Origin of the sequence: Bordetella genomosp. 11 (genome assembly GCF_002261215.1) — a bacterium.
GTDB lineage: Bacteria > Pseudomonadota > Gammaproteobacteria > Burkholderiales > Burkholderiaceae_B > Bordetella_C.
The window spans coordinates 194,491-213,336 of the sequence record NZ_NEVS01000002.1; the positions used below are offsets into that span (position 1 = coordinate 194,491).

The window sequence follows — 18,846 nt, forward strand, 5'->3', positions numbered from 1 at the left end:
GCGGATCAGGGCTTGGCCGCGTGCCAGACGCCGCCGACACCGTCGCCGGTCTTGTCGCCGGCGGCCTTGTCCTTGACCCAGTAGTACACGGGCTGGCCCTTGTAGGCCCATTGCCTGGAGCCGTCGTCGCGGGTGATTACCGTCCACGCGCCGTCGGCCTTGGCGTCCGCCTGGGCTGCCAGGGGCGGCCAGTTGGTCGCGCAACCGCCATTGCAGACGCTCTTGCCGGAATTGGGCGTGTCCTTGTCGAACGTGTACAGCGTCATGCCCTTGTCGCCGACCAGCACGCCATTGCTGGTCTTGGCGGGAGCGGCGGCGATCGCGGTGCCGGCGATCAGAAGGGCGGCGGCGCCCAGGGCGGAAAGCGTGAATTTGCGAACCATAAGACCTCCGTGTGGTGGGTTTGCATGGGAGTGAACACCGCAGGCGCCCGTTTTATTCCATCGGCGCCTGCGTCAATCCCGCCACCACCTCCACCACTTGCTCCAGCGCCACCCGGATATGCGCTTGCAAGGCCTTGACGGCGCCGGCGACGTCGCCCTTTTCCGCGTGCTCGATCAAGGCCAGGTGCTCCGCATAGGCCTGCTCGCGCAGCGGCACGTTGACCACCTGGAAGCGCAGATAGCGGTCGCCGCGATCATGTAGCTGCCGCAGGACGGTCATCGCCAGGTCGCGGCGCGCCGGCAGGTACAGGGTTTCGTGCAGGCGCCAGTTGATACGCCCCCATTCCGCCGTGTCGGCGTGCCGGGAGGCTTCCAGCGCCGTCCGCGCCGCGTCCAGCGGTCCGCCGCCGGCGCGGATGGCTTCGCCGAACAGCCAGGGTTCGATCTGCAGGCGCAATTCGAAGGTTTCGACGACGTCGGCCGCCGAGATGGCGCAGACATAGGCGCCGCGATGGGCGTGCACGGAAACCAGTCCTTCGGCTTCCAGCCGGCGGATCGCTTCGCGCACCGGGATGCGGCTGACGCCGAGTTCTTCGGCCAGGGCTTCCTGCCGCAGGGGCGCGCCGGGCCGCAGTTGCCCCGACAGGATGCGCTGCCGCAGGGCTTCCAGCACCAGGTCGACCGTGGTGCGCCGCACGAGCTTGCTGTCCCTTTCGGTGTGGGCTGGATTGTTCATGAAGTCCTCGTAAACCCTAGCTCCGATCTTGTTGACCATGGGGTGTGGGCAGTTTAGCATGAGCCCGTATCCAGGATATTGGATCCAATAATTGCAAGCCTTGTCCCACGTGCCAGCCGTTGTGGGACGGCCCGCCAGGCGTGCGGCTCGCGCCATTCGTGCCCTTAGAGAGATCGTCCCATGAATCGCCGTCATTTCGTCGCCGCAACCCTGGTGGCCGCCGTGGCCAGCAGTTTCACCCTGCCCGTCGTGGCGCAGGCGTCCGACTTCGTCGTCGGCGCGCTCAGTCCGCTTACGGGATCGGGGGCGCCCTACGGGCCCGGCATGGTCAAGGCCATCCAGCTGGCCGCCAAGGAGATCAATGCCGCGGGCGGCGCGCAGGGCGCGCAATTCCGCGTCGTGGTGGAAGATACCCAGACCGCGCCGCAGGCCGCCGTGACCGGCGCCAAGAAAATGATCGAGGTCGATAAGGTCCGCGCGATCCTGGGGTGCTGGAGTTCCGGCGAGTCGCTCGCCGTCATTCCGCTGACGAACGAGGCCGACATTCCGCTGATGCACGGCTCGGGCGCCCCCGCGCTGAGCGCGGAAGCCAATCCCAAGCGGCTGGGTTTCCGTTTCCAGGCAACCAACGGGCGCTTCGGCCAGGCATTCGCCAAGATCGCCGAACGGCAGGGCTTCAAGCAGCCCGCGACCATGGCATTCAACAATGCATCGGGCATCGGCAATACCGAAGGCTTCACGCAGGCATGGAAGGCCGCCGGCGGCAAGGTCGTGGCCAGCGTGGTCTATGAGCCCAACCGGCCATCCTATCGCTCGGAATTGCAGTCCGTGCTGCGCGCCAAGCCGGATGTGATCGTGACCGGGTCCTATCTGGCCGACACCACCATCCTGCTGCGCGAGTGGTACCAGACCGGTATCGATACGCACTGGATCATCCCCGGCTGGGCAGCCAACCCGGACCTGATCAAGGCGCTGGGCCCGAAGGTGACCGAAGGCATCATTTCGGTGGAATCGGTCAGCAATGAAAACGCGCCCAACTATGCCCACGTGCGCGACGCGCTGGGCAAGGAAGGCGTGGACGTCTCGGCCAACGTCTATGCGCCGATGGCCTACGACCAGGCCATCATCCTGGCGCTGGCGGTACAGGCGCTGGGGCCGAAGGCGACCGGCCCGGAACTGGCCAAGAAGGTGCATGAAATGGGCACGCCCGGCGGCGAAGCGGTGTACAGCTTCGCGGATGGCAAGAAGCTGCTGGAGGCCGGCAAGCGCATCACCTATGTCGGCGCCTCCAGTGCGCTGAACTTCGACCAGTACAACGATGTCACTCCGGACTTCGCCGCCTCCTTCGTGGAGAACGGCAAACTGGTGCGCAAGTACGTCGTCAAGCTGTAAGGCGGCCGCGTGTCCTACGCCGATTACATCAATCTGGTCATCAACGGCCTGGTGGAAGGGCTGATCATCGCCTTGCCGGCCCTGGCGCTGACGCTGGTCTACGGGCTGGCCCGCTTTCCGAACGCGGCGACCGGCGACATCGTCGCCGTGGGCGGTTATGCGGGCCTGGCCGCCCACCACCTGACGGGGTCGCTGGTGGTGGCCGGCCTGGCGGGCGCGGCCGGCGGGGCGGTCGCGTCGGTGCTGGCCTTCGTGCTGGCGTTCCGGCCCGTCATCCGCCGCTCGGTCATTACTTTGCTATTGACCTCCATCGGCGTGGGCTTCGTCATCCGCGCCGCGCTGGGCGTGGCGTTCGGCCACGATCCGCGCGCCTTCGATATGCCGCTGGAACGCGCCTGGCGCTTCGGCGATGTGTCGATCGCGCCCGCCGACCTCAGCCTGGCCGCGCTGACGCTGCTGACACTGGCCGCGGTATTCATCATGCTCTATGCCACGCCGCTGGGCCGTTCGCTGCGCGCCATCGCCGACGATCCGGACCTGGCGCGGGTCAGCGGCATCCGGCGCGAACGCTGCATGCTGGCCATGTGGGCGATCGCCGGGATGGTGTGCGGCATCGCCGGTACGGTCACCGGCATGCGCACGGTGGTCTATCCCGACGCGGGCTGGAACCTGCTGCTGCCCGCTTTCGCCGCGGCGGTCGTGGGCGGCCTGGGCAACCCCCTGGGGGCCGTCATGGGCGCGCTGCTGCTGGGCGTGCTGCAGGAACTATCCACGCCCGCCGTCGGCTTCGTCTACAAGATCGCGCTGGGCTACGTCTTCATGATGCTCGTGCTGCTGCTGCGTCCGCAGGGGCTGTTCAACCGGCCGGTGGGGGTGCGCTGATGATGAGCTACATGCTGTCCATCCTGGTGATCATGGGCATCTACATGCTGCTGGCGCTGGCACTGGACCTGCAATACGGTTTTACCGGCCTGATCAATTTCGGGCTGGCCGGCTTTTTCGGCATCGGTGCCTATGCGTCGGCGCTGCTGACGATGAAAGCGGGATGGAGTCCGCTGCTGTCCTTCCCGGCGGCGATGCTTGCCGCCGCCCTGTTGGCCTGGCCCCTGGGGCGCGTGGCCTTGCGGCTGCGCGACGACTATCTGGCCATCGTCACATTGGGCTTCTCCGAAATCGTGCGCCTGGTACTGGTGCAGGAACAATGGCTGACCAACGGCGTGCAGGGGATTCCGGGCGTGCCGCGGCTGGGAGCCGGCTGGGGCGACGCGCGCTTCAGCGACGCCCTGCTGCTGGCCCTGCTGGCGCTGTCCATCGCCGCCGCCGTGGCGGTACTGCGCCGGGTCACGCACAGTCCGTACGGGCGGACGATACAGGCGGTACGCGACGACGAAACGGCCGTCCGCGTGCTGGGCAAGGAGCCCGCGCGCTTCAAGACCCAGGTGCTGATGCTGGGCGCCGCGCTATCGGGCCTGGCGGGCGCCTACTTCGCGCACTACATGACCTACATCGTGCCCGACCAGTTCGTGCCGCTGATTACCTTCTACGTGTGGATGGCCATCATCATGGGCGGCGTGGCGCGCCTGTCGGGCAGCGTGGCGGGCGCCGTGCTGCTGGTGCTGTTCCTGGAAGGCGTGCGCTTCACGCGCGGCATTATTCCCGGCGTGTCGGACGCCGACATGGGCAGCGTGCAATTGGGCGTGGTGGGGCTGGTCCTGATTCTCTTCATGCGTTGGCGGCCACAGGGCTTGTTCGGCGCGAGGGGCGCGCGATGACGCGCCTGGCGACGAACGGCATTTCGCTGTCCTACGGCGATTTCCAGGTGCTGGACGGCGTGACGCTGTCCATGAGCCTGGACGGGCTGCATGGGATGATCGGCCCCAACGGCGCCGGCAAAAGTACCTTGTTCGCGGTGCTCAGCGGCTTTCTGCGGCCATCCGCCGGCGAGGTCAGCTTCGACGGCACGGTGCTGCGCAAGGCCGATCCCGCCGCGCGCGCCCGCATGGGGCTGGGACGCACCTTCCAGATCCCGCGCGAATTCACGCACCTGACGGTGCGGCAGAACCTGATGGTGGGCCCGCGCGACCAGCCGGGGGAATCGCTGCTGCCGCTGTTCTTCGCCCCCGGGCGTGTGCGCCGCGCCGAAGCCGATATTGCCGACCGCGCGCAGCATATCCTGGACTTCCTCCGGTTGAACGCGGTGGCGGAAAAACCGGCCGGCGGCCTGTCCGGCGGCCAGAAGAAGTTGCTGGAGCTCGGCCGCGCGTTGATGTCGGAGCCGAAGTTCATCCTGCTCGACGAACCCTATGCGGGCGTGAACCCCGTCCTGATCGAAGAGATCTCGCAGCGCATACGCGAAATCAATGCCGAACGCGGCATCGGCTTTCTTATCATCGAGCACAACCTGATGGCGCTGAACCGCCTGGTCGGCGACCTGTACGTCCTGGACGGCGGACGCCTGCTGGCGCACGGCGAACCGGACCAAGTGCTGTCGGAGCCGCGCGTGCGCGAAGCCTATATGGGAGCGGCGATATGAACCCCGTCCTGCGCTTGTCGGATCTGCGCGGTGGGTACGGCGACGCCGATGTCCTGAAAGGCATAACGTTGCACGTGCTGCCGGGTGAAATCGTGACCATCGCCGGCACCAACGGCGCCGGCAAGTCGACCATCATCAAGGCCGTGATGGGGCTGCTGCCGCGCACCGCCGGCCAGGTCGTGCTGCGCGAGCGCGACGTCGCGGGCCTGAGCGTCGAATCGCGGCTGGAATGCGGCATCGGCTACGTGCCGCAGGTCGCCAACGTATTCGCCTCGCTGACCGTGCAGGAAAACCTGCTGGTGGTGCAGGGGGTGAAACGCCCGCGCGAACGCGCCGACGCGATGTACCAGATGTTTCCCGCGCTGGTGCGCCACCGCCGCCGCGCGGCCGGCACCCTGTCCGGCGGCGAGCGCCAGCAGCTGGCTTTCGCCCGCGCGCTGATGCGCGAGCCGGATATCCTGCTGCTGGACGAGCCCACGGCCGCGCTATCGCCGGCGCGCGTGGAGGAAATCTTCGCCTACGTGCGCGGCCTGCCGGCCGCGGGCACCACCGTGCTGATGGTGGAACAGCGCGCGCGCCAGTCGCTGGCGGTCAGCCAGCGCGGATACATCATCGACCAGGGCGTGGTCGCGATGGAAGGCGCGGCCGGGGAACTCCTGCGCGACACCCGGGCCGCGGATCTGTTCCTGGGCAAACACGATGCGTAGAACGGACAAAGCATGACGGAGCTTGTGGTGGTCGGCGCGGGGGTGATCGGCCTGGCCTGCGCGCGGCGCGCGCAGCGGCTGGGCTGGCGTGTCACCCTGCTGGACAGGGACTTCGAGGGCGACCGCGCCTCGCATGGCAACGCGGGCGGTATCGCGGTCAGCGAATCGACCCCCATCGCCGTGTCCGGCTTCAGCCTGAAGGCCGCGCGCTGGCTGCTGGATCCCTTGGGACCGCTGGCCATCCGTTTGCGCCATGCGCCGCGCCTCTTGCCCTGGCTGCGGGTCTTCAATCAGGTCGGCCGCCCCGATCATTTTCGCCGCATCTCGCGCGCGCTGGCCGCGCTGAACGAACGCGCGATGGGCGATCTGCTGCCCATGCTCGACGACGTGGGCCTGTCGGGCCAACTGCATCGGCGTGGCGCGCTGACCGTCTACGAATCCGAAGCCGCCTTCGCCGCCGACGCGCAGGAGTGGGCCTGGAAGCGCGAACTGGGTGTGCGCTGGTCCGCCGTGTCCATGGATGCGCTGCGCCAGCTGGAACCCGCGCTGGCGCCAGTGTTTCGCCATGCCGTCATGCTGGAGGACTGGGCCCACGTGGACGACCCGCTGAATATCGTTCGCGCGTTGCGCGAGCGCATCCGCGACGACGGCGGCAAGCTGGTCACGGCCGACGTCACGGCGCTATCCCTCGACGATCCGCTGCGCCCCGCGGCCGTGGACCGCGACGGCCGGCGCCACCCGGGCGATCGCCTGCTGGTGGCCGCGGGCGCGTGGTCCGGCGCGCTGGCGCGTTCGGCCGGCGACCGCGTCCTGCTTGAGAGCGAGCGCGGGTACAACACCACGCTGCCGGCCGCGACCGGGATGCTGGACCGGGAAGTCATCTTCGCGGAACGCAAGTTCGTGGCGACTCCGCTGGCGATCGGCCTGCGCATCGGCGGCGCCGCCGAATTCGCCGGCCTGCAGGCGCCGCCCAATTACCGCCGCAGCGACGCGCTGCTGGCCCTGGCGCGCCGGTATCTGCCGGGAATGGACGAGCGCGATGCGCGGCGCTGGATGGGGCATCGGCCCGCCACGCCGGACTCGCTGCCCGTCATCGGTCCCTCGCCCGCCTCTAAGCACCTGCTGTATGCCTTCGGCCATGGGCATCTGGGACTGACGCAGGCGGCGACCACGGGCGCCATCGTCGGCGCCCTGCTGGCCGGCGAGGACACAGGCGTCGACCTGCGGCCTTACTCGATTACCCGTTTCCAAAAGGCGAACCCGCTATGCTGATTCTGAAGAACGCCCGCGTACTGGACGCGCACCACAAGGACGACGACGGTCGCTACGATGTCGTGGTGGAGGGGGAGCGCATCCGCGAGGTCTCGCCCCGGCCGGTACAGGCCGGCAGCGACGACCAAGTCATCGATGTCGCCGGCCGCACGCTGATGCCGGGCATGATCGATTGCCACGTCCACGTGGTGGCGTCGATGGCCAACCTGGGCACCAACGCACGCATGCCGGCCGCTTTCGCCACGTTGCGCGCCGTACCCATCCTGGCGGCCATGTTGCGGCGTGGCTTCACCACCGTCCGCGATGCGGGAGGCGCCGATTACGCCTTGCGTCGCGCGGTGGAGGACGGCCTGATCGACGGCCCGCGATTGTTCATCGCCGGCAAGGCGCTCTCGCAGACGGGCGGCCATGGCGACTTCCGCGAGCGCATCGACCTGAGCGATCCGGACCCCTGTCCCTGCCACCGCAACCTGGGCGCCATCGCGCGGGTGGTCGACGGCGTGGACGCCGTGCGCAAGGCGGTACGCGAGGAGATGCGCGCGGGCGCCACGCATATCAAGATCATGGCCTCCGGCGGCGTGGCTTCGCCCACCGATCCCATCGGCAACCTGCAGTACTCGCGCGACGAGGTCGCCGCCATCGTGGAAGAAGCCGCCTCGCACCAGACTTACGTCATGGCGCACGCGTATACGGGCAAGGCGATCGCGCGCGCCGTCCAATTGGGCGTGCGGACCATCGAGCACGGCAACCTGGTCGACGACGCCGCCGCGGCCGCGATGGCCGAACACGGCGCGTATGCGGTGCCCACCCTGGTCACCTACGAGGCTTTGCACAAGGTGGGCGCGCAATATGGCGTGCCGCCGGAAGCCGTGGCCAAGATCGACGACGTGCGCCTGCAGGGCCTGCAATCCCTGGAGATATTCAGGCGCAATGGCGTGCGCATGGGCCTGGGGTCGGACCTGCTGGGCGAAATGCATACCTTCCAGAGCGACGAACTGCGTATCCGGTCGCAGGTATTGGGAAATTTCGAGGTGATCTGCCAGGCGACCGAAGTCGGGGCCGAAATCGTCGGACAGAAGAACAAGCTGGGCGTCATTGCGCCGGACGCGTTCGCCGACCTGCTGATCGTCGATGGCGACCCGGTTGCCGATATTTCCCTGCTGTGCGGCCAGGGCGAGCACCTGGCCATGGTGATGAAGGCGGGCAAACCCGTGCACCTGCGCTAAGACTTGGGTCCCGGCGTCCCGCGTGGGCATGGGTCCCGCGCTGCCGGGGTTTCTTCATTCTTTTTATCCTGGACTGAAATCATGAAAGTAAATTGGGCTGGTGTCTTTCCCGCCGTGACCACGAAGATGAAGGCGGATCAATCCCTGGACCATGACGCGATCGCGGCGGGCCTGGAACGGTTGATCGCCAACGGCGTGGGCGGCGTGGTGATGATGGGGATGGTGGGCGAGAACGCATCGCTGGCGCCCGAGGAAAAACTGACGGTCCTGCGCATCGCCAAGGAAACCGTCAAGGGGCGCGTGCCCATTGTGTCGGGACTGGCCGAAACCACGACCGCGGCCGCCGCGCGCTATGCCAAAGAGGCCGAACGCATCGGCGTGGATGGCCTGATGGTTTTCCCCGCGCTGACGTACAAGTCGGATGCGGCCGAAACCATGGCGTTCTACCGCGGCGTCGCGCGCGCCAGCGGCCTGCCCATCATGATCTATAACAATCCGCGCGGCTATGGCGTCGACATGACGCCGCAATTGCTGGAACAACTGGCCGACGAGCCGACGCTGGCCTGCGTCAAGGAAGAGACCTACGACACGACGCGCGTGACCGACATCTACGCGCAGCTGGGCGACCGCTACACGGTGTTCTGCGGCGTGGACGACCTGGTGCTGGAAAGCGTCGCGCTGGGTGTGAAGGGCTGGGTATCGGGTATGGCCAACGCGCTGCCCAAGGAGTCCGTGCAACTCCTCGATCTGGCGGTCAAGGGCGATTACGAGAATGCGCGTTCGCTGTATCGCAAGCTGATCAAGCTGTTCCACCTGGATACGCACGTCAAGCTGGTGCAGTACATCAAGCTGGCGGAAAACATCACCGCCGGGTATGCCGAAACCGTGCGCGAACCGCGCCTGCCCCTGACGGGCGCCGAACGCGAGGCCACGCTGGCGATCATCCATGAAACATTGGCGGCGCTGAAAGCGGCATGAGGCGGGCGCCGGACGGTTTCGTCCGGCAGCATGGGCTGGGTCAGGCCCTCGGATAGGCTCCGAATGTCGCGTTTCGGCCAAGTTCCGCGTTGAACGCTTCGGCGAAGTCCTTTGCGATCTTCGTGGCTACGACTTCCTTGAAGAACTGCGACGGGTCGCGCAGCAATGTGTCCAGTGCTTCCAGCTCGTTCATGGCCGCATTGCGTGCTTCCGGGGCGGCGCGGTCCGCCTTCGCGACCATCTGTTCGAATTTGGCCTTGAACGGCTTGCTATAGAAATAATGGCGTTCTTCGTTGGTCAGCCCGCCCAACGCCAGCTTGCTCCTGAAGTCGCTCAGGCTTATTGCGGTGGGTTTGCCGGTGTCTCTGCGGTGCTCGGCCAGCAGCGATGCGGCCTTGTCGTTCAACGCCATCAACTGTTCCCGGATGTGTACGCCCGTCATGGTGCCCAGCACGCTGGGAAGGGCGGGGTCGGCGTACAGCGGCGTATCGGGGGCGTTCAACCCGCTGTAGTAGCCCGCGATGGTGCTGTCCAGGTCCGCCGCCTGGCGGATGGCGCTGGCGGCGACTCCCTGATCGGGAAGCGGAGCCGGGTTGTTGCCGGGACTGTTGAACGTTGCGCCGATTTGCATGGGGTGGTCTCCTGTGTCGTGGCTGTCGGAAATGCGGTCCCGCACGATCGCGGGATGCGCTCGCTGGGTAGGTGACCGGGGTTTCGCGTTCCATGGGCTGACAGCAACCGGACCATTGCCGGGGGCGCGGCGTGGCATTGCGCACTGCAATATATTAATATCTATATCTTATATAAGAGTTCAACACCGTCCCCAATTTTAGGCCGGTCTTTTTCCGTCGCCCCCTCCGTCGCCTTCCGTCGCCGCATCATGTCCACGCCTACCGGCACCCTCGCTACCGCTTCAGCTCCGCCTTCCTCCGCTTCACCTCCCGCCAGCCTGACCCACCGCGAGATCATGCGCGTGATCGGCGGCATCGTGCTGTGCATCCTGTTGGCCGCCCTGGACCAGACAGTGGTGATCCCCGCCGTGCCCGCCATCGCCGCGGACCTGAACGGCTTCGGGCACTTGTCGTGGATCGTCGCGGCCTATCTGATCGCGGCCACGGTCACCACGCCCATCTACGGCAAGCTGTCCGACATTTATGGACGCCGGCAACTGCTGACGATTTCCATCGGCCTTTTCGTCGTCACCTCGGTGATGTGCGCGCTGGCGCAGACGCTGAACCAGTTGATCCTGTTCCGCACGCTGCAGGGCCTGGGCGGCGGCGGCCTGATGTCCCTGGCGCAGGCCGCCATCGCCGACGTCGTGGCGCCGCGCCAACGCGGCCGCTACCAGGGCTACCTGGCGGCGGTCTGGGGCGTGGCCTCGATCGCGGGACCGCTGGTGGGCGGCTATGTGTCCGAGCATCTGTCGTGGCGCTGGCTGTTCTGGCTGAACGTGCCGCTGGGCCTGTTTGCCATGTATTCCTGCAATCGCGGACTGCGCATGCTGACGCCGCGCGGCGGCAAGGTCCGCCTGGATCTCGTCGGTTCGCTGATGCTGGCAGCCACCATTGTGTCCTGCCTGCTGGCGCTCAGTTGGGGAGGCAGCAGCTACGGCTGGTTCTCGCCGGAGATCATGGGACTGCTGGCGCTGAGCGCCCTTACGCTGGCGGCGCTGGTGTGGCAGGAGCGGCGCGCGGCCGATCCGCTGCTGCCGCCGCGCATGTTCCGCAATCGCACTTTCGTCTGCGGCATCGCGGCGTCTTCGCTGGGGGCGCTGGGGATTTTCCTGTGCATCTTCGCGCTGCCGCTGTACTTCCAGCTGGTGCGCGGCACCAGCGCATCGGAATCCGGCCTGTTCGTCACGCCCTTCCTGCTGTCCAACGTGCTGGGCAACATCATCAGCAGCAATCTGGCGCGGCGCACCGGCCGCATGCGTGGCATTTTGTCGGCCGGCTTCATTGGCGGCGCCATCGGCCTGTGCCTGCTGGCGTTTATGGGCGCGGGCGTGTCGCTGGTCTTCGTCCTGGCCGCCACGCTGTTGACCGGCGTGGGGCTGGGTTCCTGCATGGTGGGCACCATCATGGTGGTGCAGAACGCGCTGGATCCGCGCGATATCGGCGCGGGCACCGGCTCGGTGCTGGTGCTGCGTTCCATGGGCAGCGCCTTCGGCAGCGCATTGGCCGGCACCTTGCTGGGCCTGGGTTTCGCCGCGTCGCTGACGGCGGCGGGCATCACGCAGCAGATCGACCTGGGCGCGCTGCGCCATGGCAGCGACGTACTGTCGCAACTGCCGGAGGCGGCCCGGCGCGTGCTGATGGACGGCGTGGCATCGACCTTCCGCGATATCTTCGCCTTTGGCGCGGCGATCGCGCTGCTGTCGCTGCTGGTGGTGCGGCGCATGCCGGATCTGGAACTGCGCGGCGGCCTGGCCGCGCATACGCCCGTCGGCGAGTAAACGGGGCGCCGCGCGATTCCCGGCTGCGAGGGGATCGCCGCGCCTGCCGGCCTGCTTCAGGGCACGAGCGACAAACCGATGCCGATCTGCGAGCTTTGCCGCTGGTTGTAGCCCAGCAAGGTGTCGCCGTAGCCGTTGAAGTACTGCAGGTGCAGATAGCCGTTCATGTTCAGGAAGGTGCGCTTCAGCGGCCATGCCAGATCCAGCTGCGCCGTGCGCCGCGCGCTGTCGCCCTGGCGATACATCAGCGATGCGACCAGGCCGTTGTCCTGCGCCCAGCGCAAGTGGTAATCGACCCAGCCCGTGTAGTCCGTGTAGTCGCGGTTCTGGTCGCCCAGCGCGAAATAACCCTTGATGCGCGGGGCGAACGTCAAGGTGCTGCCGCCGTCGAAGCGATAGTTCACGGCCGGCTGCACGAAGGCATCGTTCACCGAACGCGAATCGTCGCCGGCCTTGCCGTTGGAAGCGTGCTCCACGCCGCTGGTCATGCCCAGGCTCCAGTCGTTGTTCTTCGACTGCCACATCTTGTCCGACTGCCAGAACAGGCTGGGATTGAAGGTGGTATCGATGAAGGGACGGGATTCGCCCTGCAAATCCCATACGGAGGTCTGCGTGTAGGCCAGGTACAGGTGGTCGAGGAAGCCGGGCTGCTCGCCGCGGTCGGGCGAGAACAGCTTGTACTTGAAGCTGAACTGGAATTTCGCGGTGGTGCGGTCGCGCGTGCGCAGGTCGAAATACGTGGGTTCATACTCCGACAGGCCCGCGCGCAGGCGATCGAAGGCGGGGTTTCCGGTGGAGGCCGGGCTCGCGGCGACCGCCGCATCGGTAGGCGCCGGTCCCGCCTGCGGCGACACGCCGGTGGCCTGGACTTCCGCCGGGGGCAGGGCCTTGCCGGTACGCGCATCCACGACGGGCACGTCGGCCGGCGTGCTGGCGATGGCGCCGATGCCGCTGGCATCCAAAGCCATCATCGCCGGTTCGCCCTCGATGGAAACGGCCTGCAGGCCGGTGGCGGTGGCCGGTACGACCGCGGTCCATGACATGCGGGCAAAGTTGTTGACCGGCACGTTGATGTCCAGATCGGCGCTGTCGGCGTTAGCCAGGCTTCGGACGACGGCGCCAGAGGTCGAGCGCCATTGCAGCACCAGCTTGGCGGGCGGCTTCCAGCGCCCTCCGGCATCGCCGTCGTTGAAATAGACGGCCTGGACATGGACGGTGGTTCCCGGGGCGGCGCTGGCGCGATCCAGCTTGTAGCTGATGCCGGCATGCGCGGTGCAGGCCGCGGCGGCAGACAGCATGGCGGCAAGCCCTCCCAATGGCCGCCCAAGGCGCTTGTGTACGGTAGCAGTGCGAGGCATGGTCGTGTAAGGCCGGATTCAGGACGTCGCACTCTAGCATCGCGCCCGCGCGACGTTGAAACAGCTTGTAATGGAGGCGCGGCGCCTGCTGCCTCAGCATGCGGTGTGGTGGCTCGCCCGCGCTGCCGCCAGGCGACCGGCGCGACGTACGACTTGGTTACCGGCGTCCGGCAATGGATTACACATATGGCCTGAGTGCCGCGGCTATTCGCGCGCCAGGGGCGCGCCGGGACAAACGCGCGCCCGGACAAGGTAAAATTCGCCGCGCCGCCATCCTGGCAGCCTTTTCAGGCATCCGCCGGCCTTGCCGCCCTTAGCTCAGTTGGATAGAGCACTCGCCTTCTAAGCGAGCGGTCACACGTTCGAATCGTGTAGGGCGGGCCAATGACTAATCCAGTGTGACCCAAGAAATTCCAAGAATCCCACACAAATTACTGATTTGCATGGGATTTTTTATTTTTAGCGTCTAATTTTGATCATTCTGACCCAGCCTGGGCTAGGAGGTTTGAGTAAGATTTTGAGTAAGAAATTTGGTGGAAAGCCTCGTACAATACGAGCCAAACTTCTCAAAAATATTGACGCAAGGAGGGAGCTGTGCCCAAGCTCGCTGCCGCCCTGAACGATCGGCTGATTCGCAATGCCAAGCCGAAGGACAAGCCCTATTCCCTGGCTGATGGCGATGGCCTATCCCTGATCGTCTCGCCCACAGGGCGCAAGTCGTGGTCGTTCCGTTACCGGGTGGAGGGAAAGCAGAGCGCCGCTGTCTTGGGAGAATATCCGGCGATGGGGCTGGCCCAGGCGCGTGCCGATGCTGCCGACAAGCGATTGTCTGCCAGCGGAGGCGGCGCCGTGCTGGGTGTGAGGGCCAAGCGCAAGATCGAGCGCGAAGTGCTGGCTGCGGCAGCCGGGGGCGGGTGGGAAGACCAGAACGAAGACTGGAAGAAGTACTCGTTCAATGCGATTTCCAAGATGTGGCTGGAAGAATACACGCGTACCCATGCCAGCCAAACCAACTACCAGGTCACGTATGTGCTGGAAACTCATTTTCAGCCCGAAGTCGGCAACAAGGACATGCGCACCCTGCGCAGCGGCGATCTAACCTCTGTCTTGCGCAAGCTGGCGCGGGAGACGCCTTCGCAAGCCGAAGTGGCAATCCGCTGCATCTACGGCATGATCGACTACTGCATCACCGAGAACATCCGCGAGGAAGACCAGCTCCTGCGCTTCAAGGGCATCTTGCCCAAGAAGCGCCGGAAAAAACATATCCCTGGTGTCACGGACGACCGCCATATCGGTGAGCTGATGGCGGCTATATACGGCTATGGCGGCTTCGTCGTCCGCAATGCGCTGCTTTATTGCGCCTGGACGATCCTTCGTCCCGGCATCGTCGCTAGCGCTATGTGGGAAGAAACCGATCTGGACAAGGCGGAATGGCACATCAAGGGCGTGAACGAAGATGGCACGAACCGGATGAAGATGGGGTTCGATCACATTGTCTCGTTGCCGCGCCAAGCCATTGCCATGCTCAAGGAAATGCAGAAGTTGACGGGCAACGAAAAGTACATTTTCCCGCCGTTGGGCGGCTGGAACCAGGAGCATGTCCACCGGGATGCATTGTCCAAGGCTCTGCGCGAGATGGGGTTCCGTGGCAAGCACACGCCTCATGGCTTCCGAGCCTCGTTGCGGACGCTAGCGCGTGAACGTCTGAAAATCGACATCGACGTGCTTGAGGCGCAGCTTGCCCACGCGAAGAAAGACGACGTGCAAGCGGCGTATGACCGTACGCAGTTCCTCGATGAGCGCAGGCAGGTCATGCAGCTTTGGGCGGACTACCTGGACGAGAAAATGGCGGAGTACCTAACCAAGAAGAAGGAGTGGGAGGAGGAATTTGCCGAGACTTTTTCTGAAGGTTGAACTCAGGAACCAGGCTGTTTAGAGCATCCAATCTTGTCAAAATCCCATGTTTTTGGTAAAAAACCAGCCATCGGCAACGGGTGGCGCAACATCCCGCCGTACTGGCCCATCAGCTAACTCTGCATGCGTGTCTAGTGTTCACCTCCGGGCTTCCGGATCATTTACGGTCTTGGCTTTGCGTAGACCAACACCCAACTCCCCTCAATCCAAGCGTTGGCTATGCGTCAGTCAGGCGTGTGGCTGCGTGGGTGTTGCTATGGTGAACACATCATGTCTAATGTTGTCGAGCAGTCTCCGAACACGCTTATAAAGATAAAGCGTCTTACGGAAATTACACAATTGTGCCGTGCGTCTATCTACTCACGATACAACGTGAGCAGTTCTTCTTTTGATCCCGATTTCCCGCCAAGGATTTATTTGTCTCCACGCACTGTCCGGTGGAAGCTAGGCGATGTATTGGCGTGGATCGAAAGACGCCCTAATTCCTCCGCTGCATGTGCCGTCGCATTGGCTAGATCGCCCCTTGATCAACACGAGGTGGCACGATGAGCAAGATTCGGTTGATACGCGGCAGCGATGTTGAAATGCAGCCGCTGGAATACGTTATCGAAGGTCTTATCTTCCGCTCCAAGCTGAACATTCTCATGGGCAAGGGTGCCTGCGGCAAGACGACAGTTGCGCTTGATCTCGCCGCACGCGTGAGTAGGGGCGGGTCATTCAATGGGGTTCCTGTCTTGGGCGGCAGTGTCATCGTCTGGTCTTGCGAGGATGACATTAAAGATACGTTGGCGCCTCGACTGAGTGCAGCCGACGCGGACATGTCCAGAATTAATTTTTTAGACGGGATGGATGAGTTTCACGATAAGCGCAGTTTCGATTTTCATGCTGATCTGCCTTCGTTAGTTGGCGCCATCAAAAACATCGGTGATGTTCGGCTCATCATCATCGACACCATCCTTGATACGGTTTCGGGGAGCGGGAATTCCAGCAAGGCAGTTCGGCGCGACCTACAACGACTTGTCAACATTGCCGCAGAGTCTCGAATCGCCATTTTGGGAATTGCCCATGTCACCAAGAATTTCTCGCTTGATGATCCGGTCCGTGGTTTGGTGGGCAGTCAAGCCTTTGCCACGCTTGCTCGGAATGTCTTGCTGACGATGAAGGTTGAACTGCCTACCGTAGAGAATGATGCCCCATCCTTAGGTGTTCTCCTTCCGGTCAAGCACAATCTGAATAAAATGGCTGGCGCTTTTTTGTACGAACTGCATTCGGATGATTTCTATTCGCGTGATGATCGAAAAATTTTCACGTCGTATCTGGAATGGAGTCCCAAGCCACTGGTGGCCCCTGCAGGGGCAATTCTGCGATGGGCAAAAGACACGATGAAGTCAGCGCCAGAAACAAAGATTGAGCAGGCCAAGGAGTTCTTGTATCGAGTCCTAGCGGATGGAGCCTTGCCTAGTTCGGTACTTGAAGATTTGGCAGATGACGAAGACATCAGGTATCAGACGTATCGACGTGCGCGAACCGAAATCGGTGCAGTAAACGACCGCTGGAATTTCGATGGACGGATGGCGACTTGGTGGTGGTTGCCGGGCGGGTCTTCCGATGAAAGTCCTGATTTAGAGAGATATCTTCGCTCTACGAGTAGGCCTGCTAGAGATCAGGGCGTTCGTGGATGGAGTAAAGACCGAGCGGCGCATGAACCTCGATGGCATTCCTCAGGGAGGCGAGCTGATTGGGAGCGGCTCGGTCAGGCGGATAGGGCAGGGCAACCAGATGAACAAGTTGAGCAAGTTGAGCAAGGTGGGCAAGGTGGGCAAGGTGGGCAAGGTGAAGGTTTATCTCAATCGGCCGATCAAGCTGTGCCAATCGAAGGCATTGAGGTGGGTAGCTGGGAGCCTTTTAGTAGGGTGATAGAGAGCTTCGACAGCTACATGGCCAACCCCAAGAAGAATAGATACTAGCCGGAGCCAGGGGAGCGATCTCCTGGCAACGGAAGAAAGCTAGCGTATTGCGGAGAGGGTGTCAGTATTTCCGTATTCAGGCGGGTTCAGGTCTTTGGCGGCCATGTCATCAGACACGCCTGCGACCGCTGCGCCGATAATAGAGACATTGCCCGAAGTCACCGAGTCTGCCGCAATGCCTGTAGCGACTGTTCACGATGACCCGGACATACTAAAGGTGCAGTCAGGTCTTGAGTCCGGCCAAGTCAGGTTGACGGTCGACTCGATACGCCAGTACCTGCGATGCAGTCAGGAAAAAGCCCGCCGTATTCGGCGGGAACTGGAACCAGCGGTTCAGCCGCCGTTGTCCGCCTGACGCGTTTCCTGGTGCCGCAGCTTCAGCTCGTCGGTCATGCGTCGAACCCGTGCCGCCCCCAGATGCTTCTCGGGGCGGCGTTTTTCCCCTTGTTCCTTCAGCGTCCGGTGATCGACCCTGGCGTCATGTCCATGGCGCTCTAGGGCCGTGTTTTGCAGCTCAGCTACCTTTCGGCGTTTTTCAATCAGGGCATCCCGCATTTCGAGCTTGTTCTTGCCGCCGCTATCCTTGCGACGGCCGCCACGCTCTGGGTGGGCCGCGTTGTAGCGCATGAAGGTTTGCTGTGGAGATCGTTCGACGCCGTCGTCCACGCGGTCAGAGACCATCAGATGCACATGAGCATTTTCCACCTCGCCCTGGATGGCCGCTCTGGGAGCGTGGATAGCGTACTCATGGGGCTTGTCCGCGGCCAACTCGTTCACGATTTCGCCCGCTAGCGCTACTTGCTGCTCGCGGGTCAATTCGGCTGGTAGGGCGATTTCATGTTCACGGTACACGGCGCCATTAGCGCGCTCGTATCGGTCGCCAGCGCGCCAGAACGCGGTGGGGTTGCCATCGGCCCATGCGGGCAGATTGCCGTGTCCGGTAGCGATTAAGTCATCTCGATCTTCAAAGCTACCTTTTCGGCCGATGTAGTTGGAGTGCTGTCCAGCAGCTCCCTTTTTGCCGCTTTTAACTGTGTAGTGAAAACTCGCCATGATGCAACTAACCTTTCTCGAAGACAAAATAAAAAAGCCAGCTCGATGGCTGGCTTCGCTTGGTGAAGACTGTAAAAACGTCCTTATCCTAATGAGATAAGAGCGTTTTTCAGAGAAACGTTAAGTGCGCTTATTCATTCCTATGTTTATGAAGATGAATGAAGACCATTCATTCCCCTCTATGTGTGTGGATGAATGGCAGCTAATGATTCCCTCTATACGATCTGAACAACACTCTTCATATCAACAGAGAGAGAAGATAAAAAAATATTGAATGAGTCTATGTCATGGATTTCACTAAAGGAGCATATCCATGCAAGACTCACTCAACCACATTCATGTCATCGGTGAATTGAATCGTGACGCAGAAGTGCGTTATGCACGAGACAATCAGCCCGTTACTACACTGACCATCATCACCACCTACGAATACACCACGACCAGGGGTGAGGTTTTTGAAGAAGTCCAATGGCATCGTGCCGTGCTGTTCTATGAGCAGGCCAAAGTAGCCAGTTCGCTACGTCGAGGTGCTGTCGTTGAGGTGCAGGGGCGATTGAAGACGAACAAGTACCAAGACCGTACAGGCCATGACGCGTATAGCACGCAGATCATGGTGAGCGACTTCAAGATTCACGAACGATGATGGTGCTCTGAAAAGGAGGAATCTAGGTGTTCTTGTACTCAGAGATTATCAGAATCTCAATTCAACCGGATCGACGACCGTACTCTCGCATTGAGTTGATCAACTTGACCTGCCCCCTCCCAGCCGTACCAGCGTAATGGCAGCGAAGTCCGTCAACTTGGAGAATGACGGACATGAGAAAGAGCAGATTTACCGAGGAGCAGATCATCGGTTTCATCAAGCAGGCCGAGGC

18 protein-coding genes and 1 tRNA gene are annotated in these 18,846 nt (G+C 63.3%); 14 read left to right on the forward strand and 5 right to left on the reverse strand.

All coding sequences use genetic code 11. The annotated features are described in order from the left end of the window. Nucleotides 1-5 precede the first annotated feature (5 nt). Entirely contained in the window at nt 6-383 is a 378-nt protein-coding gene (locus CAL28_RS07425) for a COG4315 family predicted lipoprotein (protein WP_094840801.1), read from the reverse strand. Between the two features lie 52 nt (nt 384-435). Beyond that, nucleotides 436-1,119: a GntR family transcriptional regulator gene (locus CAL28_RS07430; protein WP_094840833.1), complete on the reverse strand. Its 684-nt coding sequence runs from the start codon at nt 1,117-1,119 to the stop codon at nt 436-438. Between the two features lie 180 nt (nt 1,120-1,299). Between CAL28_RS07430 and CAL28_RS07435 the strand changes: the two genes are divergently transcribed. The 8 genes from CAL28_RS07435 to CAL28_RS07470 all read left to right on the forward strand — a co-directional run bounded on the left by CAL28_RS07435 (nt 1,300) and on the right by CAL28_RS07470 (nt 9,227). Next, complete coding sequence (locus tag CAL28_RS07435; RefSeq protein ID WP_094840802.1) at nt 1,300-2,511, forward strand: ABC transporter substrate-binding protein; 1,212 nt, start codon at nt 1,300-1,302, stop codon at nt 2,509-2,511. A gap of 9 nt (nt 2,512-2,520) precedes the next feature. Beyond that, complete coding sequence (locus tag CAL28_RS07440) at nt 2,521-3,393, forward strand: branched-chain amino acid ABC transporter permease (RefSeq protein WP_094840803.1); 873 nt, start codon at nt 2,521-2,523, stop codon at nt 3,391-3,393. Continuing rightward, on the forward strand, nt 3,393-4,283 hold the full coding sequence (locus CAL28_RS07445; RefSeq protein WP_094840804.1) for a branched-chain amino acid ABC transporter permease: 891 nt from the start codon (nt 3,393-3,395) through the stop codon (nt 4,281-4,283). The genes CAL28_RS07440 and CAL28_RS07445 overlap by 1 nt, the downstream gene beginning before the upstream one ends. Beyond that, complete coding sequence (locus tag CAL28_RS07450; protein ID WP_094840805.1) at nt 4,280-5,044, forward strand: ABC transporter ATP-binding protein; 765 nt, start codon at nt 4,280-4,282, stop codon at nt 5,042-5,044. The genes CAL28_RS07445 and CAL28_RS07450 overlap by 4 nt, the downstream gene beginning before the upstream one ends. Then, nucleotides 5,041-5,751, forward strand: coding sequence for an ABC transporter ATP-binding protein (locus CAL28_RS07455; RefSeq protein ID WP_094840806.1), 711 nt, complete (start codon nt 5,041-5,043; stop codon nt 5,749-5,751). The genes CAL28_RS07450 and CAL28_RS07455 overlap by 4 nt, the downstream gene beginning before the upstream one ends. Nucleotides 5,752-5,763: 12 nt before the next feature. Continuing rightward, nucleotides 5,764-7,023, forward strand: a complete 1,260-nt coding sequence (locus tag CAL28_RS07460) for an NAD(P)/FAD-dependent oxidoreductase (RefSeq protein ID WP_094840807.1) — start codon at nt 5,764-5,766, stop codon at nt 7,021-7,023. Continuing rightward, a complete protein-coding gene (locus CAL28_RS07465; protein ID WP_094840808.1) occupies nt 7,017-8,249 on the forward strand; it encodes a metal-dependent hydrolase family protein in 1,233 nt (410 codons plus the stop codon). The genes CAL28_RS07460 and CAL28_RS07465 overlap by 7 nt, the downstream gene beginning before the upstream one ends. A gap of 81 nt (nt 8,250-8,330) precedes the next feature. Continuing rightward, complete coding sequence (locus tag CAL28_RS07470) at nt 8,331-9,227, forward strand: dihydrodipicolinate synthase family protein (protein WP_094840809.1); 897 nt, start codon at nt 8,331-8,333, stop codon at nt 9,225-9,227. A 40-nt stretch (nt 9,228-9,267) separates the two neighbouring features. On the opposite strand, the gene CAL28_RS07475 is transcribed toward CAL28_RS07470, so the two are convergent. Then, entirely contained in the window at nt 9,268-9,858 is a 591-nt protein-coding gene (locus CAL28_RS07475; protein WP_094840810.1) for a hypothetical protein, read from the reverse strand. A 249-nt stretch (nt 9,859-10,107) separates the two neighbouring features. Here CAL28_RS07475 and CAL28_RS07485 point away from each other — a divergent pair, with 249 nt between their 5' ends. Then, complete coding sequence (locus CAL28_RS07485; RefSeq protein ID WP_440588367.1) at nt 10,108-11,679, forward strand: MDR family MFS transporter; 1,572 nt, start codon at nt 10,108-10,110, stop codon at nt 11,677-11,679. A gap of 56 nt (nt 11,680-11,735) precedes the next feature. Here the strand turns inward: CAL28_RS07485 and CAL28_RS07490 are convergent, their stop codons facing one another. After that, entirely contained in the window at nt 11,736-13,037 is a 1,302-nt protein-coding gene (locus tag CAL28_RS07490; protein ID WP_094840813.1) for a phospholipase A, read from the reverse strand. A 307-nt stretch (nt 13,038-13,344) separates the two neighbouring features. Between CAL28_RS07490 and CAL28_RS07495 the strand changes: the two genes are divergently transcribed. From CAL28_RS07495 to CAL28_RS07510, 4 genes are all read left to right on the forward strand, one after another. After that, nucleotides 13,345-13,421, forward strand: a tRNA-Arg gene (locus CAL28_RS07495). A 210-nt stretch (nt 13,422-13,631) separates the two neighbouring features. After that, nucleotides 13,632-14,951: a tyrosine-type recombinase/integrase gene (locus CAL28_RS07500; protein ID WP_094840814.1), complete on the forward strand. Its 1,320-nt coding sequence runs from the start codon at nt 13,632-13,634 to the stop codon at nt 14,949-14,951. A 270-nt stretch (nt 14,952-15,221) separates the two neighbouring features. Beyond that, the gene (locus CAL28_RS30185; RefSeq protein ID WP_176463915.1) at nt 15,222-15,500 is read left to right on the forward strand and encodes a helix-turn-helix transcriptional regulator; all 279 of its coding nucleotides are present in this window, start codon (nt 15,222-15,224) and stop codon (nt 15,498-15,500) included. Continuing rightward, entirely contained in the window at nt 15,497-16,918 is a 1,422-nt protein-coding gene (locus tag CAL28_RS07510; RefSeq protein ID WP_094840816.1) for an AAA family ATPase, read from the forward strand. The genes CAL28_RS30185 and CAL28_RS07510 overlap by 4 nt, the downstream gene beginning before the upstream one ends. 333 nt (nt 16,919-17,251) lie before the next feature. On the opposite strand, the gene CAL28_RS07515 is transcribed toward CAL28_RS07510, so the two are convergent. After that, complete coding sequence (locus CAL28_RS07515) at nt 17,252-17,971, reverse strand: MobA/MobL family protein (RefSeq protein WP_094840817.1); 720 nt, start codon at nt 17,969-17,971, stop codon at nt 17,252-17,254. A 313-nt stretch (nt 17,972-18,284) separates the two neighbouring features. Here CAL28_RS07515 and ssb point away from each other — a divergent pair, with 313 nt between their 5' ends. Continuing rightward, nucleotides 18,285-18,614 carry a single-stranded DNA-binding protein gene (gene ssb, locus CAL28_RS07520; protein ID WP_094840818.1) on the forward strand — a complete coding sequence of 110 codons (330 nt, stop codon included), beginning with the start codon at nt 18,285-18,287 and terminating at the stop codon, nt 18,612-18,614. Nucleotides 18,615-18,846: the final 232 nt, after the last annotated feature.

Coding starts and splice junctions, on each gene's coding strand:
- CAL28_RS07425 (WP_094840801.1), bottom strand. CDS start 383: ATGGTTCGCAAATTCACGCTTTCCGCCCTGGGCGCCGCCGCCCTTCTG.
- CAL28_RS07430 (WP_094840833.1), bottom strand. CDS start 1,119: ATGAACAATCCAGCCCACACCGAAAGGGACAGCAAGCTCGTGCGGCGC.
- CAL28_RS07435 (WP_094840802.1), top strand. CDS start 1,300: ATGAATCGCCGTCATTTCGTCGCCGCAACCCTGGTGGCCGCCGTGGCC.
- CAL28_RS07445 (WP_094840804.1), top strand. CDS start 3,393: ATGATGAGCTACATGCTGTCCATCCTGGTGATCATGGGCATCTACATG.
- CAL28_RS07450 (WP_094840805.1), top strand. CDS start 4,280: ATGACGCGCCTGGCGACGAACGGCATTTCGCTGTCCTACGGCGATTTC.
- CAL28_RS07455 (WP_094840806.1), top strand. CDS start 5,041: ATGAACCCCGTCCTGCGCTTGTCGGATCTGCGCGGTGGGTACGGCGAC.
- CAL28_RS07460 (WP_094840807.1), top strand. CDS start 5,764: ATGACGGAGCTTGTGGTGGTCGGCGCGGGGGTGATCGGCCTGGCCTGC.
- CAL28_RS07465 (WP_094840808.1), top strand. CDS start 7,017: ATGCTGATTCTGAAGAACGCCCGCGTACTGGACGCGCACCACAAGGAC.
- CAL28_RS07470 (WP_094840809.1), top strand. CDS start 8,331: ATGAAAGTAAATTGGGCTGGTGTCTTTCCCGCCGTGACCACGAAGATG.
- CAL28_RS07475 (WP_094840810.1), bottom strand. CDS start 9,858: ATGCAAATCGGCGCAACGTTCAACAGTCCCGGCAACAACCCGGCTCCG.
- CAL28_RS07485 (WP_440588367.1), top strand. CDS start 10,108: ATGTCCACGCCTACCGGCACCCTCGCTACCGCTTCAGCTCCGCCTTCC.
- CAL28_RS07490 (WP_094840813.1), bottom strand. CDS start 13,037: ATGCCTCGCACTGCTACCGTACACAAGCGCCTTGGGCGGCCATTGGGA.
- CAL28_RS30185 (WP_176463915.1), top strand. CDS start 15,222: ATGTCTAATGTTGTCGAGCAGTCTCCGAACACGCTTATAAAGATAAAG.
- CAL28_RS07510 (WP_094840816.1), top strand. CDS start 15,497: ATGAGCAAGATTCGGTTGATACGCGGCAGCGATGTTGAAATGCAGCCG.
- CAL28_RS07515 (WP_094840817.1), bottom strand. CDS start 17,971: ATGGCGAGTTTTCACTACACAGTTAAAAGCGGCAAAAAGGGAGCTGCT.
- ssb (WP_094840818.1), top strand. CDS start 18,285: ATGCAAGACTCACTCAACCACATTCATGTCATCGGTGAATTGAATCGT.